A 15,431-nucleotide genomic window follows, 5' to 3' on the forward strand; every position below is an offset into this window, starting at 1 on the left:
CATGGTATTTAAGTTAACTCGCAGGGAAAAATTTCTAATGTAGTATAATACACGGACAGTTAAAGCAAATTCCTGTACAAGTGTAAAGGACAACCGATTCGATCGAGCGATCATGCAAACTCTTTCTCGTTTACCTACTAAAGACAAAGCTCTAATCATGACCCATCCCCTCAAAATCGTCGCTTTAGGTGATAGCCTTGTGTATGGCTATGGCGACCCCGTAGGTGGTGGTTGGGCCGAGCGCTTACGTCGTTTGTGGATGGAAAGTGCCGGTCATGCCCTCTATAATTTGGGTATTCGCGGCGATCGAGTAGTACAAGTGTCCGAACGTTTAGAACAAGAATTTCGTCTCAGGGGTGAAATTCGCAATCGTCTCCCTGACCTGATTCTTCTCTCCGTCGGTGTTAATGATACAGCCCGTTTGGGCCGGCCCGATGGTCGCACCTACACCGATCACGATCTTTTTCAAACTCAAATCGAACATTTACTTGACCGGTCCCGTTCTCTTTGCCCGGTTTTGTTTATAGGTATGATTCCCGTGGATGAGCGAAAAATGCCCTTTTTAGACTGCTTTTACTTCAACCATGGCGATCAGTATCGTTTTAAGGAAACCACTAAACAAGCTTGTCTAGAGCAAAATATTCCCTATCTCGACTTATTTGATCTCTGGATCGACCGGGGTGATCTGTGGTGCCAAGAAAGATTAATGGAAGATGGACTTCATCCCAATGTGCAGGGCTATCAATCAATTTTAGAGGATATTTTAAACTGGTCGCCCCTCACTTCTTTTGTCGGTGTGGATGGTTTTATCCAACCCTTTACAGGAATTGCAGAAAAGTAATCTACTCCTGTTAAGCTGACGCTTTAACGGGAGCTTTCTGTTACCCTGAATCTATCGGACAAGACAATCAATGGTGAAACAGAAGACCCAGATAATTTCCTCTAATTAAAAAGAATACACGGCTGTTTTGATATTTTGGTAGTTATTATCTAGGTCTGATTCTAGGAGAATAATCGCAGTAATTCTCCTAGTCATCTCGCTTACTTCCTGCACTTCTGCGATAGTTAATCCCCGTCCTAATAATTTTTCCTCGCGATAACTTAGCCATTTTTTAATGACTTGATAACCCCCGATGGTATATTCCCACACTCGGACTGGTATATTTTGCCAATAGGCTCGATCATTGAGATAAATATCATAGGTTGTCGTTCCTAATAATTTTCGCATTTCTGGGCTAATTACGCTCATTTCTGCGGTTGTATATTGTCTGGCGATCGCTTTTCCTTTACCCGGCATTGTCACGCCATTTTTACCCCCATGTCCCCAACCGACGTTAATAATTAAATCCCCCTTATCTGGGTTTAAATTTCCCCCATCAGTGCAGGAAATCAAGGCGATTTTTTGCAGTGCAGGGGTCGGTTTTTTGGTGACTCCTATAACGGGGTTTTCTGTGTCTAAAAGAGAGGCGATCGCTTGTCCTAGTTCAGCAGATTTAATTAATAATTCTTGGCTATTGGAAAGGGGAATCCTTGGGAAGTCTTGACGAATACCGTCGGCATTTTCCCGAAGATACAAGGGAGAGTATCCAATCGCTAACGAGTGCAGCCAAATTAAGGAGGCATTCTCGATATTTTCATCAAGATTATTAATACCCAGTTGATTTAAGTATTGACGAGATTTTTCCGAGAGATTAGCTTTTATTGAAGGACTATTAAAGTTACTGGAATCGAATAATTTTCCTTGAGTATTATCTTCTGTATTCACCTTCTCTAAATTTTGACGTAATCGTATAGGAAAGTGATAAGCATGACCTCTAATAAAGTCAAAGTCTCCTAAACAGTTAGTAAAATAAAATGGTATTCCTTCGGGAGAGGCAACACCAGCAGGACGACTGACTAAAAAGGAATTACCTTGAAATTGATGAATAAATAGCGAAGGTCTAGACTCATTCCAAAGGGGTCTGATTTGAGTATAATAACACCATTTAACCTCATAGGGTCTGAGCAGATAAGGTAACAGCATTTTAGGATTAAATTTTTTGCGTAACTTTAAGACTTTATCTCTGGCTTTTTTGGCATCAAATCGAGCTGCATCTTTAGTTAAACCTGTATTAAGTGATGCTAATTCTTCCCATGAAACATTTTGATCAAAGTATTTACTTATTCTTTCCGAAAGAATAGTTTTATCACTATCAATAAAACTATAGCCGCGATTCTCTTTATAACCTGTAATTGGAGCTTCATCAGATAAATCTGTTAACTTTGGCCATGCTAAATAGTGAGAGGAAACATCGGAGGGACGGAAAGAATAACGATTAGATGTTTCTGGGTTAGAGACTTGATACAAAGAATCAAAATCTTGATTATTTAAGCTTTCTAAAAGTTGTGACCTTCTTTCAACTGCTTTAGCTGCATCAATATCATCTCGAAATAAGACTTTAGTTCCTTGCTGAGAACTATTTTTCAACCAAAGAGAAATCACCACTCCCTGTTGAATTCCTGCTGAGAATCCGGGTATTGAGAAAATTGTCTCACTGGTTCTACCATCGGGTGCATATTCAGAAATTTTGCGATTTCCGTGCATATTTTCGATCCAAAACTTATTGAAATTCTTTAATAGATTTTGTCTCAAGACAACAAAAGAAGGTTCACTAACCCAAGAATAGTTAGAAATATAACAAACAACCCCTTTACCGGTATTTTCTGAAATACATCTTTCTGCTAAACGAAAAAAGCGCACATATAACTCATCCAAATTAAACTTTTTAATCCCCCAATCGGAGATTAAACCCTGTTTATACAATTCCACTAAACCTGCTTCTTCTGCGGGACTGGTTCCAGCAAAAGCATTGTAGGGAGGATTACCGAGAATAACTAAAATCGGTTTACCGCGCTTAACTTCATCAGCTGCCTCTCGTTCCTTATTTAACTCTGGAAAACTCAATTGTAGCTGTTGAATTTTCTGTTTACTTTCCTCATCGGGAGGTTGCCAACCGGTTAAAGCATTAGTCAGATAAATCCCCACCCGTTCACTATCTTCTATTAAAGGTACACCCAAACTTTGCAGGAATAAACCTAATTGTAGATGAGCGACGACAAAAGGAGCGGTTAAAATCTCGAAACCGAAAATTCTTTCTATGGCTGCCTTTTTCACCAAAGCCATGGCTAAAGCACCCGCGCCATTTTCATGTAAAGTATCGGTAATATAGCGCAAAACCTCGACTAAATAAGCACCAGTGCCACAGCAAGGATCGAGAATATAAACATCGGGATTAGCTAAACCGTCCTCGATATTTAATTCTTCTCGTAAAACTCGATCGACTCGCGCTACCATATAGCGAACAATTTCCGGAGGAGTGTACCAAACTCCCAATTCTTTGCGTAAATCCGGATCAAAAGCTTGCAAAAATGGTTCATAGAAATACTGTACCGCTTGTCCCTCATCGAATTGACGAAAAAATTCCTCTCGTCGCACTCGATTTAGAGCTGCACCGGTCCAGTTCAAAACTTCTACTAATCCCAAAGATTTTAACTTACTCGGTGCGGCGATCTGCTCGAATAGGATCGCTAACATGGGAACATGGAGATGGTGGGCTGCGGATTTCCAATCGAAGTTATCCTCGCGATTGAGGTTTTCCTTGTGCCATAATACCCAAGCGGAGAATAAACCATAAAAGAGGGTTTGCACGAGGGTAGAACGAAAAAATTTATTTCCCTGTTCCCGTTCAAATTTGATACCGAGGGCATTTTCTAAAGCTTGACGAATATTGGCCAGAGCGGGAAGATCGGAATGATGTTCTAAGCGTGCTTTTGCGTCCCGCGCATAGGAAGCAAGAAACCAAGCAACATCGGCCGGTGAGGTGATAGGAGCCGCCTGTAAAAGCACTCTCTTTAGGTATTCTAAGAGGCTATCACCCTGTTCGGCGGCAAATTTGGATGGATTTGAGGTTTTTAGCCAAAACTCGGCTTCTGACGGGGCTAAACTATAGGCTTCTAATTCTACCAGTTGACCTTGGCCATTGCGACCAATGAGCAGAAAATCGCGATAATTGCTGACTAATACTTGACCGTATTTTTGCCAGTATTTTTGTACTTGTTCGCTGGCGGCGATTTTTTTGACATCTTCTTTGGTCCCCTTAATCTCGATCGCGCCTCTTTCGGGAAAAATCGCCGTAAAAGGTTCTAATTCTTGATTTTTGGGGAATTGATCGACGTTAAAAAGTCCCCCGTCCGGCAATCCCGCACCCTGATTTCTGAGGTTGATAATGCAGCGCACTCGCGGTTTTAGGGTTTTACCGATTTCGTTGAGGAGAGTTTCAAGAGTGCCGTAGTAGGAGGTTTCTTTTACCGCTGCTTGGGAGGAGTGGATTTCTTGCAGATTGCGAAAATAATTGACGAGGGGATTCATAAAAGTGGCAGGAACATCACCCAGTTAAGAATAATTACCCAGTTACGAACAGAGTGCTGAATATCTAATACATAGATTGCAAAGTTCTGTAATAATTGCTTTGATTTAATCCATAGATTTTTCGAAAAGATTTATGAATATAAAAACTATCTAATCCAGGAATCAACTTAACCCATACATATCCTTTTTCGATTAACAAGTTATGCAGAAATTCACTCGGCCTCTCGATAGTCATACTATTAAAAATATACTTGTTGAAGGGGAAATCTGCGAGAATTCTAGTTTCAGCACCTTCTACATCTATAGACAGGTAATCGATCACCTCAGGAGCTTCGTGTTCCTCTAAAATATTCGCTAAAGTTTTCGTTCTTAACCGTCTGACTTCTGCATTTTTAATGTTTTCTTTTTTTCTATTATCGGTATCTTCATCGATAATTCCTCCATGAAGATCGCTGCAAATAAAATCAATTTCTTTCTCTCGGTCATCCACACAAACATTCAAGCAAATAGCACTTCTATTTATTTTTAGCTGTTCAAAATATATCGGGTTTGCCTCAATACAAATGCCCGACCATTGATAGCATTTTTCTAATAAATAAGTGTTATTGATTTTTATCCCATCCGCAGAACCTATCTCGACAAAATAACCCTTCTCTTTGTGATCGAAGGCCTCATTAATGACCCAGTAGTCCTGTCCAGCTTGCGATAAACTTTTTCGACTGGTAAGTCGCTTCTCCCGTAAAATTTTATATAAAGAACTCTGGTTTAAAGAATCGATAATATTTTGCGGCAGTAACTTTTTAAAGCTATAGGCGTAATCCCCTAAAATCTTATTAATGTTTGGCATTTTGAGTTCTTACGGTTTTGCGTAAAGTATATCTAAAGTGTCTGGTAAATTCTACCATGGATTTTTCAAAAAGTCAAGGAGTATTTTACTCGGAGATACGGCACAAAATGTTCTTGTGCTTGGGTATAGCTAGTATAGGTGGTAGGGATGGGCAGCATGGCCATTAATCAACTCCGCAGTCAAAAAATTAATCATTGGATGGATTTGAAGTTTTTAGCCAAAACTCGGCTTCTGACGGGGCTAAACTATAGGCTTCTAATTCTACCGGTTGACCTTGGCTATTGCGACCGATGAGCAGAAAATCGCGATAATTGCTGACTAATACTTGACCGTATTTTTGCCAGTATTTTTGTACTTGCTCGCTGGCGGCAATTTTTTTGACATCTTCTTTGGTTCCCTTAATCTCGATCGCGCCTCTTTCGGGAAAAATCGCCGTAAAAGGCTCTAATTCTTGATTTTTGGGGAATTGATCGACGTTAAAAAGTCCCCCGTCCGGCAATCCCGCACCCTGATTTCTAAGGTTGATAATGCAGCGCACTCGCGGTTTTAGGGTTTTACCGATTTCGTTGAGGAGAGTTTCGAGAGTGCCGTAGTAGGAGGTTTCTTTTACCGCTGCTTGGGAGGAGTGGATTTCGTGCAGATTGCGAAAATAATTGACGTAAGAAAGGCTGTCACCAGAGATGGTATATTTTGGCCATAGTATAGCTCGCTAGTTTAGATTTGTTCAATTGGAGAAATAAGATTAGATAAAATTTCGTTCCATTTTAATTTATGAATAGTTTGTAATTCCGAATCTATTTCAATTAGATGGGAATAGCTATTGACAAATTCTTCTGGAGATGATATCAGTCTCAGATAATATTTAATTGTCGGTATAATACCATTGGTGATTATTTGACAACCATGATTGTTTTTGATAGTTTGAATCTCAGACATGATTAACTCCACTTCTGTGGGTTTAACATCAAACGATGATAGGATATAATATCTTCTCGGATTAAATTTAATAATTTTATCTTTGGCAATTCGGAGAATTTGTAAATCAATGTACTTATCATGCTTAATTTCAATAACTTCTACTAATTGTTTATTTTTATCAAAAATCTCAATATCTCCTGCACTACCAGAAGTTAGATCAGAAGCTGTGTGACTGCCTAGGGGTTTTAATGTGCAGGATTTGTATCTTTCTACTTCTATAATTAACCTTTGATAAATTGCATATAGGGCTAAAACAGGTAATTTGGAAGCTCCACGAGTTTGATAATTGAAACTAAAATGATTTTCCAAGCAACTGCTCAAAGTGTTGATGTCAAAAGGTTCAGGATTATCTATCTTCAAAATTTTAATCTTTTGGGTCTGGATAATCTGATTAACTTGATGAAGTAAAAGCCTTAAAATAACTTCAGCTTGTTGAGGATTAGTTTCAATAAAATCAATTAAACCCAGAAAAGCATCTTTGGTTTTTTGATTACTAATTTTACCTTGATAATCTAAAGTATAGGGAAAGGGTTGTTCTAAAGAACGAGTTAGCCAGCCACTTTCTGCCATAGCTGGTAATCCCAATTGTTTCAAGGTGGGAGTAATATACTGAGTATCAATAGTTCTTCCTGAAAATCCTCCAGGTAAATTAGTTTGATGGTATCTAATATCTTGATTAGGATAGAGAATTTTATGAACTAATAAAGTTATTAAAACCGTATAAAATCCCTTTTGTTTTGAGCAATTAGTAGCAATTTGTTGGATATAGTTTTGATAGGGTTGAGGGAGCAGTGGTTGCCGATCATCTAAATTTAAGGATTGGTCATAAATTTCTAATAACTTTTCTTTATGGTTCATAAAATTTAATCCGATAATTTCCAATTGAATATTCTGACGAGAAAGAGAAAACTCCTTTAAGGATACTCTAGAATTGGTTTCAAAAATATGTTTCTTAATGGCAATAGCCAACTCTTGAATCATGGGAATACAAACCGAATTACCCACCTGTTTATAAGACTCAGCTAAGTTAGGATGAATTTGAAAACTATCGGGAAACTTCATCAGTCGATAGCATTCTTGGATAGTTAATTTACGCACCTGATCTTGTTCGGGTATATAAATAAAAAAACGTCCAGATGTTTCCTGAGATGGTATAGTAGGATGTACTCCATCGATCGAATAAATTCGGTTAGGTTGATGATGAACCCGGGATAAATGTTCTGTATTTGGTCTGATACCTTTTTTCCAGATAGTTTTATTGCGATAACCGACAAAAATTAATCCTGATGGTTGTAAGGTAGGATTATCAATGAGAGTATATTCTTTTTTATCTAAGTATTCAAAATTGCCTTGAGGAGACAGAAAATCGCGTAACTTAGGTATTGGTGAAGTATATTTTAATGAGTTGAAATTAAATTTTTTATTTTGGGTAGCAATAATAATAATTCTTTCTCGATTTTGCGGCACACCAAAATCCTTGGCATTTAAGAGCTTATAATCAACTAAATAACCCAGTTCTTCCAAAGAATGCAAAATAATATCTAAGTTTTTGCCTTTGTCGAGGTGAATTAGGTGTTTAACATTTTCCAGAAGAATTATTTTCGGCTTTTTTAATTCGACTATTTCGCAGATGTGAAAAAATAGAGTTCCCCTTGTATCTCTAAATCCGGCTCGTTTTCCAGAAATGCTAAAGGGTTGACAGGGAAATCCTGCTGTCAACACTTCAAAATCAGGCAGGTCATGGATAGCAATTTTTCTAATATCTTGATCGGGAATTTCTTGAAAATTATTGAAATATACTTTTCGACAGTTTTCGTCTATTTCACAAGAATATACACAGTCATAACCAACGCTCTCGAAAGCTAATCTAAATCCTCCAATACCAGCAAAAAGATCGATAAATCTGAGTTTTTCGTTTGTCATTGCAAAATTATGACACCAAAGATAGCCAAAGTAAATAGGGTTGGCCGAAAAAGTTTTTCGTGGGGGCAGGCTTCCACGGCGAGACTTCGACAAAAGCTCACGTCGAGGTCTGAACCGCCGAACCGCCCTAGTCAACTACCTAATTTTCAGGGAAAAAGTACCTGAATTTTTCCCTTGATCACTCCCAGTCCGGTACTTTTTGATTTCCAAAAAGTCTAAAAGTGTTATCCAAAAAGGTTTTTAGATTTATTCAGCCAATCCTAATTAATTCTAGGCAGCGATTAAAGATTTGCTCAAAGGTTGCCACCGGAAATATCTTTCCCCACCCAATTCGAGGACAAATTTTAACCGAGGTTCCTGTTGACTAAGATTAATTAAGTATTGTTTTTCTTCCGAGGATAAAACAAAACTTTCAATAATCCAAATCACTAAACCTTTAGATTTGGGGGGTAAATTTTCCAATTGATAGGTAGCAATGGGAGGAATAAAATAAACCGGCCCGACAGCTGCTTCCCGACCAATATTTTTTTTACCTAAATGGGGGGGACGGACTCCATGAATGCCGGTAAGATAGGCACTCAAATCGCCCAGACCTCTAGCGGTGATATGCAGGACATTGTAACCAGTGGCCCGCAAACGTCTTTGATAGCGTCCCTCGTAACCCCCTTCTAAGGGTGCGTAAACACCTAAAGCACCGTATTGTTCCAGATCGCGAATAAATGGTTTTCCTGTGGTCAGTAGTGCCATAGCTAGTAAAAAAATCTTTTTCCCCATAATCGCACGTTTTGTTAAGTTGTGCGTCAGTGGAACAGAAAAAGACTTAAGATCGGAGTGTGAGAGAGAAACAATCGTTACTTTCTCCCGAGGAGGCAATATGTTTCACGATCTCCTTTATCCCAACGGACTGCTTTATATCCTGATTAAACTAACTGTTTTAGCTTTAGCAGTCTTTCTTTGGTTTATGATCGTTTCGGCCCCGGCTGTCTGAAAAAACCCTGCTCTTGTAACAGGTTAGCCTTGTCTTCTACAATTAGCGTTCTATGCAATGCCTAAATTTTGTCGATGACTCCTGTTAAATTGCCGATCGATCCTTTTCTGAAACCCAACCTAACCACTAAGCTCCTAGGGGTTGGGTTGGTATTGACAATTATTTTTATCCTGATTGCCCTGTTTTCGCCCCTTCTGCAAGCGATCGGACTGATTCAGGATCCAACCGACATTTTAAGCAATTATCCCCTACAACCCCCTAGTTCCGCCCATTGGTTCGGGACGAATGTGCGCGGTTATGATGTCTTTTCCCGCACCCTATTCGGGGCGCGAGCAGCCTTGTCCGTGGTATTTTTGGCCACAGGATTATCTGTAGTCATCGGGGTTCCTTTAGGACTAATTAGCGGTTACTTGGGAGGTAAAATCGATCGCGTTCTCCTCTTTCTCATGGATACCCTCTACACCTTGCCGGGGTTATTATTATCAGTGGCTCTGGCCTTCGTTTTGGGTCGTGGTATCCTCAATGTAGCGATCGCTGTTAGTATTGCCTATATTCCCCAATATTTTCGCGTAGTCAGAAATCAAACCGCCAGCGTTAAAAATGAGTTATTTATCGAAGCAGCCCGAGCGATCGGAGCTACACCGGGTCGTATATTATCAAAATATCTTTTCTTTAATGTCGTCCAGAGTGTCCCAGTTATTTTCACCCTCAACGCAGCAGATGCGATCCTAGTTTTAGGCGGTTTAGGCTTTTTAGGCTTAGGATTACCAGAAGAAGTCCCGGAATGGGGTCATGATCTCAAGGAAGCTTTGGCGGATTTATCTACGGGTATCTGGTGGACTACTTTATTCCCCGGATTAGCAATGACCACGATGGTGGTGGGTTTATCCCTCTTGGGAGAGGGGTTAAGTGAAATTTTAAACCCCCTGAGTCGTAAACGCTAAAAGCGAAGGCCAGAGTTCGAGGGAAATCATCTCAGGAACTTCCACACCCTCAGCCTCTCTGTCCGGTAACGATGTAAGATACCCTTTGGGCGATATTGGTGGCGTGATCGGCCATGCGTTCCAGATGACGGATGAGTAAAGCCATCAGCAAGATTGGTTCCACCACACCCTTGATATCTCTTTGATGGGCGAGAGTGTGATAGAGATAATCATAGGCTCGATCGACCGTATTATCTAGTTCTTTCACCTTTGGACCTGCTTCTTGATCGAGGTCGGCCAGAGCAACAAGGCTCGTGGCTAACATATACTGGGCATGGTGGGACATAGCCTCGATCTCACTCATACAATCGTGGGGAGTATAGGCGAATAATTTGAGTGCTATTTCGGCTAAATCCTTGGCATAATCGCCGATACGTTCCAAATCGCGCACTAACTGCATAAAAGCACTTAAAAGCCGCAAATCTTGGGCTACGGGAGCCTGTAGAGTCATGAGAGTGGCACAATCTAACTCGATTTGGCGATAGTAGCGATCGATTTCCTTGTCAAGGGGGGCGATTTTTTTCGCCGTTTCCAAATCCCTAGCAAAAAGGGATTGATGGCTAAGACGAAAGGATTCTTCGACCAAGGTTCCCATTCTCAGCACATCCTGTTCCAATCGCTGGAGAGAACGAGCGAAATAGGTACGATCGGGATGATTGGTTTCTTTGGATAGGCTCACGGTCGGATTGGCGTAACATAAAACTACTCTTTCTCTACAGTGATAACAAGAAAATTTTCGATTTTGTACAGTTGTCTGGAGAACTTGACAGATTTTTTTTCTCTCTAGCCATCAGACTTTTTCTCCCCACTCTCACCAACCGCCATCATCTGTCCAAGTTCTCTTGTTTTAACTTAAGTAATTCCGCTTCAATTTGTTTTTGTCCCTCTAAATCTTGAAATTGTCCCTCTAAAGGGTCTTTATACCGGATTAAATCAGCTTGGGATTCGGCTTCTAGGACTTTTGCTTCTAATTTCTCGAAAATAGTCCCCATCTGACTGCTGTTCAAACTGCCCATAATTTCCTGGGCTTTTTGACTGGCACTCGCTGATCGCAACCTAGCCAGATAAAGGCTTTTCTGTGCTTTCATCTCAGCATATTTGCGTTCAATTGTCAAGAGTTCTTTCTTTAACTTTTGTATAATAGCCGTTTGTTGTTGCAGGGAGGTTTCTAGGGGGGCGATCTGACTTTGATAGGTTTGCCATTGGCTGAGAGCTTGGCGGGCTAGTTCTTCGTTACCGTGATGTAGAGCTAATTGGGCGCGTTCGTGCCAAGTTTGCGCCCCTTTTTCCTGTTGTTGTCGTTGGCGCTCGGTGCGTTTCTGGGTGGCGACGGCTGCCGCCAGAGCTTGTCGCATTTGCATCAATTCCCCTTCCATCTCCAAGATCGCCTTTTCCAGCAGTTTTTCTGGATCTTGATTTTCCTGAATCAGACTATTGACTTGGGCGCGAATTGCTTGGCCCATGCGATCGAAAAAACCCATTACCGTCCTCCCGATAGTAACCCTAATAGTTTACTGAAGTGCCGCTCCTATCAATAATGATAGAACTAGGGACGGGGGACTGGGAGGGATCGGCTGTTTCTGAAGGTGCCGGACTACTGGGAGAAGGGGATGCTTGTAATTCTGGCGGTAACTGTTTCATTAACTCCGTGGCATCCTGTCGGTTTTGATTAGCCAGACGACGGGCTTTTTCCCGTTGAAAAAAGGGTAAATTAGCGGGTGATTCCTCTCTTTGGCGTAATTCCTCTAACATTCGTTCGTTAATGATCGCAGTCGAGGGGGCGGGGGTGACTTGGGGCGGTGGTGGCGGTGGTGCGGAAACTAGGGAAGATGCGGGCGGGGTACTGGGGTCCGGGGGGGCGACGGGTAAAGATTGCTTGATCTTACTGACGGGTAATTGATGGGCCGGCATTGGGGATGGTGGCGGATTCGGGGGTAAGAGGGCATTAGTCAGATTGATAGCGGTGGGGGGACTCTGAACCACTGGTGGGGCGGGAATGTTAGTTATCGGGCTAGTTTTAACGGGAGGAGCGGGAATATTAGCGATCGCACTGGTTTGAGGCGTTTTCTCTACTGGACGAGCGATCGCTATCAATCGATCGAGGTGGCGGGAGTTATTTTTGTGCTGATCCAGCAGCGAAGTCTCAGCTTTCCTCGGGGTGGGGGTGGTGTTGGTTAACCATTGATTGAGACTAAGGAGACTATTAGCAATTAAAAAGATCACCATTGCCCGGATGCCCCAAGAGGTAAAAAAGACATCTTTAGCTGGGGGATAGACGTTAATGACAGCAGCTTCTAAGTATTCTGGTTCCTGAGCGGGATCAATGGCTGAACTGGGTTGATGGACGATCGAGAGAGGCAAATCTTGGGAGGATGGGGATCGATCGGATTTCATGACGGTATTAAAGGTTATGCTGGAAGGTTAGCAGGTTTTTTCGTCCTAGTCTAACGTGGTAAGCTAAGACGCATTTAAACCGCTTATTCTTAGATTAGCCGAACCCCCCCAATCCCTTTACTGTTGCCTTTTGCCTCTTGCCTTTTGCCTCGTCTCAACAAGCAATTTAAATTACAAACAGCTTACTCTCTAGATTTTCCCCATGTCTTTACATTCTCTTGACAAAATTTTAGCGGTTATTACTCAACAGGTGGGTTGGGAAGAATATCGCCACTATGAGCAAGTGTTGCAATTGTGGCCAAAAATTATTAATCCCCGTCTGCTGGAGCAAACCCGGCCTTTTTCCCTCAATCGCGGGGTTTTATCGGTGGCTACCAGTAGCGCCGCTTTAGCCCAGGAATTGTCTTTACAGCGCTATAGCTTATTAAAACGGCTTAATAGTCAGTTAGAGACTCCCTTGGGCGATATCCGTTTTTCTGCTGCCCGTTGGCAGCAAGATAATCAGTTAATTCCTTTAGAAGCGATCGCACCTAAATCCCTGAGAGATCATCCTAGTTATGTTGTCCCAGAAAAACTGCCAGAAAATCCCCCGCAACCGCACAGTTTAGAGACTTGGAGCCAGAAAATAAGTCATAGAACCCGATCTTGGCCAATTTGTCCTCGTTGTCAGTCTCCCAGTCCCTCCGGAGAGCTTGAGCGTTGGCAATGTTGTGCTTTTTGTTTTGCCCAGTCCGGCGGGGTAAAAGATTCAATTTCTGAATAGTCTTGTGGAAAGAGTGCTTTTGAGTCGGGAATCAATAGGACTATCTTTTCTGTCTTAATTGACCCTGTATTCATCAATTCTATTCGGCTAAGGCTTGATCCCCGCTTTGTTATCGCCGATACTAGACCCAATAACCTCGACTACAACTGAGTTAAACTCTTCAGTTTTGAGACAGTGCTGCTTTTTGCAAAGCAACTATTAAAAGATTCTAAAAACAAAATTTTTTTTGGGGATCACTAGAAACTATATGGCATATCAGTTCTAGCTGTGCTAGTCAGAAAAATACCCTTGGCACAGGGTAGGACAATATTACACAGAGCAAAAAGAGAGTCATCCCTTGAGTTCCCTATAATCATCTTCCTTTTAAAGCCAACCCATGCAACCCGCAAACTTTCTTACTTCTTCCTGTCGATACTGCCGATACTATCAAACCCAAGGTCGGCGCGGTGGCACTTGTCAACAACTAGATGTTCCCGTCGAAGCTCATTGGAAAGCCTGCGCTCTAGCGATGCCTCCTTTTAGCACTGAATGGCAACAACTCAATCGGGTGGTTAGTTTAGAACAGTCTCTAGAATTAACCTGTGCAGTGTCGCCCACTCCCGTGGTGGTTTCCCCTCGTCGTCAAGCTCCCCGACAACCGATCGCAGTTTAGAAGATCTGGGGCCTAAACAGAAGCAAAAAATTGGCGTTGCCCATTCAAAATATGAATTCACCCTCCCACATCTTTCAGGGCGCTATTTTTGAGATAGTAGATGAGTTGATTACCAAGATAAAGCTAGGAAAAGCAAGAGGCAGTAGTCAGGAGGTTATTTTTATTTATTCTCCCCATCTCCCCCCGCAAGGCAGACGAAGTGGTCTCCCCACTCCCATCTCTCCAATTCATAATTCAGGTTCTTCGGTTTCTGTTATGCAATGGACAGGGCTTATAAGGGATGGAACCCTTATATAGAAAGGCGTTTAGTGATTTTTGTCAATTATTTTTGATCTAGAGCGAACTAATCAATTAAGTCTCTTGCCAGATAAGAATTTAGTCGATTTATGCTCCCATATCGAACCATACCAAGTCCCGAAGAGCCATAATTCATAATTTATAATTCATAATTCATAATTCATAATTCTCACTTCCCGATAATTAATGTCGCCAGAATGCCCCTGATGAGTTCTCATCGTCCCCTAAAAATTGGTATAGTTGGCACAGGGTTCGCCGCTCAACGTCGCGCTGAAAGCTTGCAAGCCGATGATCGCACCCAGCTTCTGTACTTTAGCGGTAATAGTCCCGAATCGATCGCTAATTTCTCGCAAAAATACCAAATTTCTGCCCTAGATTCGGCAGTAAGCCTGGCCAGTCATCCTGATCTCGATCTGATTGTCATTGCCAACGTTAATCAGGCCCATGCCTCGATCGCTCGTACTGCCTTAAAATCTGGTAAGCACGTTATCGCCGAGTATCCCCTGGCTTTCCACCCGGCAGCGGCAGCAGAATTAATCACCCTAGCCGAAACCGAAAACAAATTACTGCACGTCGAACATATTGAACTGTTGGGGGGACTCCATCAAACCCAACAGCAGTATTTAGCCAGCCTCGGCAATATCCACCTAGCCCGTTATACCACAATCGTCCCCGGCAGACCAGCACCCCGGCGCTGGACATTTCATCGGGATTTATTCGGTTTTCCTTTGATTGCTGCCCTTTCTCGTATCCATCGCTTTACTAATTTATTTGGGGAAGTGGAGTCCGTATCCTGTCATTGTCGTTATTGGAATGCTCCGGAATCCGATTATTTTCTGGCCTGTTTGTGTGAGGCGCAGTTATTATTTAAAAATGGCTTAATTGCTGAAGTTACCTACGGCAAAGGCGAAGTTTTTTGGCAAAATGAGCGAACTTTCACTATTCATGGTGAGGGGGGCAGCTTAATTTTTGAAGGGGAAAAAGGGCAGTTAATTAATAGTGAAGGTAGCCAAGTTTTAGAAGTTGAAACCCGTCGCGGTCTTTTTGCCAAAGATACCGCCATGGTGTTAGATTATCTGTTCGATCGGATTCCACTTTATGTTACTCCCCAAGCCAGTCTTTATGCCCTAGAAGTGGCCTACGCTGCCTATCAATCTTCCTTGTCGGGAAAAACAGTTTTTCTCGGGGCTAATTAAAC

At 41.8% G+C, this 15,431-nt stretch carries 12 protein-coding genes and 1 pseudogene; 5 read left to right on the top strand and 8 right to left on the bottom strand.

Features of this window, described 5'->3' with window-relative positions:
• Nucleotides 1-112: 112 nt before the first annotated feature.
• On the top strand, nucleotides 113-841 hold the full coding sequence (locus tag ACE3JL_RS22900) for a GDSL-type esterase/lipase family protein (protein ID WP_375328467.1): 729 nt from the start codon (nucleotides 113-115) through the stop codon (nucleotides 839-841).
• Nucleotides 842-946: 105 nt separating this feature from the next.
• Here the strand turns inward: ACE3JL_RS22900 and ACE3JL_RS22905 are convergent, their stop codons facing one another.
• The 5 genes and pseudogenes from ACE3JL_RS22905 to ACE3JL_RS22925 form a co-directional block, all read right to left on the bottom strand.
• Nucleotides 947-4,408 carry a type ISP restriction/modification enzyme gene (locus ACE3JL_RS22905; protein WP_375328468.1) on the bottom strand — a complete coding sequence of 1,154 codons (3,462 nt, stop codon included), beginning with the start codon at nucleotides 4,406-4,408 and terminating at the stop codon, nucleotides 947-949.
• Between the two features lie 64 nt (nucleotides 4,409-4,472).
• On the bottom strand, nucleotides 4,473-5,255 hold the full coding sequence (locus ACE3JL_RS22910) for an FkbM family methyltransferase (RefSeq protein WP_271988561.1): 783 nt from the start codon (nucleotides 5,253-5,255) through the stop codon (nucleotides 4,473-4,475).
• A 196-nt stretch (nucleotides 5,256-5,451) separates the two neighbouring features.
• Nucleotides 5,452-5,937: pseudogene (locus tag ACE3JL_RS22915) on the bottom strand (DNA methyltransferase); the annotation flags it as partial.
• A gap of 32 nt (nucleotides 5,938-5,969) precedes the next feature.
• Nucleotides 5,970-8,156, bottom strand: a complete 2,187-nt coding sequence (locus ACE3JL_RS22920; protein WP_375328469.1) for a DNA cytosine methyltransferase — start codon at nucleotides 8,154-8,156, stop codon at nucleotides 5,970-5,972.
• A 270-nt stretch (nucleotides 8,157-8,426) separates the two neighbouring features.
• Nucleotides 8,427-8,903 (bottom strand): NAD(P)H-quinone oxidoreductase subunit N, encoded by a 477-nt coding sequence (locus tag ACE3JL_RS22925; RefSeq protein WP_002747620.1) that lies wholly within the window; start codon nucleotides 8,901-8,903, stop codon nucleotides 8,427-8,429.
• 315 nt (nucleotides 8,904-9,218) lie between these two features.
• Here ACE3JL_RS22925 and ACE3JL_RS22930 point away from each other — a divergent pair, with 315 nt between their 5' ends.
• A complete protein-coding gene (locus ACE3JL_RS22930) occupies nucleotides 9,219-10,088 on the top strand; it encodes an ABC transporter permease (protein WP_271991860.1) in 870 nt (289 codons plus the stop codon).
• Nucleotides 10,089-10,137: 49 nt separating this feature from the next.
• Here ACE3JL_RS22930 and phoU read toward each other — a convergent pair whose 3' ends face one another.
• From phoU to ACE3JL_RS22945, 3 genes are all read right to left on the bottom strand, one after another.
• Nucleotides 10,138-10,806 (bottom strand): phosphate signaling complex protein PhoU, encoded by a 669-nt coding sequence (gene phoU / locus ACE3JL_RS22935; RefSeq protein ID WP_271991863.1) that lies wholly within the window; start codon nucleotides 10,804-10,806, stop codon nucleotides 10,138-10,140.
• Nucleotides 10,807-10,951: 145 nt separating this feature from the next.
• Nucleotides 10,952-11,608 (bottom strand): PspA/IM30 family protein, encoded by a 657-nt coding sequence (locus tag ACE3JL_RS22940; RefSeq protein WP_271991866.1) that lies wholly within the window; start codon nucleotides 11,606-11,608, stop codon nucleotides 10,952-10,954.
• 22 nt (nucleotides 11,609-11,630) lie between these two features.
• Complete coding sequence (locus ACE3JL_RS22945) at nucleotides 11,631-12,521, bottom strand: hypothetical protein (protein WP_375328470.1); 891 nt, start codon at nucleotides 12,519-12,521, stop codon at nucleotides 11,631-11,633.
• Between the two features lie 202 nt (nucleotides 12,522-12,723).
• On the opposite strand from ACE3JL_RS22945, the gene ACE3JL_RS22950 reads away from it, so the two are divergent.
• The 3 genes from ACE3JL_RS22950 (at nucleotide 12,724) to ACE3JL_RS22960 (ending at nucleotide 15,429) form a co-directional block, all read left to right on the top strand.
• The gene (locus tag ACE3JL_RS22950; protein WP_271991870.1) at nucleotides 12,724-13,284 is read left to right on the top strand and encodes a DUF721 domain-containing protein; all 561 of its coding nucleotides are present in this window, start codon (nucleotides 12,724-12,726) and stop codon (nucleotides 13,282-13,284) included.
• A gap of 376 nt (nucleotides 13,285-13,660) precedes the next feature.
• Entirely contained in the window at nucleotides 13,661-13,936 is a 276-nt protein-coding gene (locus ACE3JL_RS22955; RefSeq protein WP_150975383.1) for a hypothetical protein, read from the top strand.
• A 494-nt stretch (nucleotides 13,937-14,430) separates the two neighbouring features.
• A complete protein-coding gene (locus ACE3JL_RS22960) occupies nucleotides 14,431-15,429 on the top strand; it encodes a Gfo/Idh/MocA family protein (RefSeq protein ID WP_271991883.1) in 999 nt (332 codons plus the stop codon).
• Nucleotides 15,430-15,431 lie beyond the last annotated feature (2 nt).

The sequence above is a fragment of the Microcystis sp. BLCC-F210 genome (assembly GCF_042134685.1).
GTDB classification, from domain to species: domain Bacteria; phylum Cyanobacteriota; class Cyanobacteriia; order Cyanobacteriales; family Microcystaceae; genus Microcystis; species Microcystis aeruginosa_D.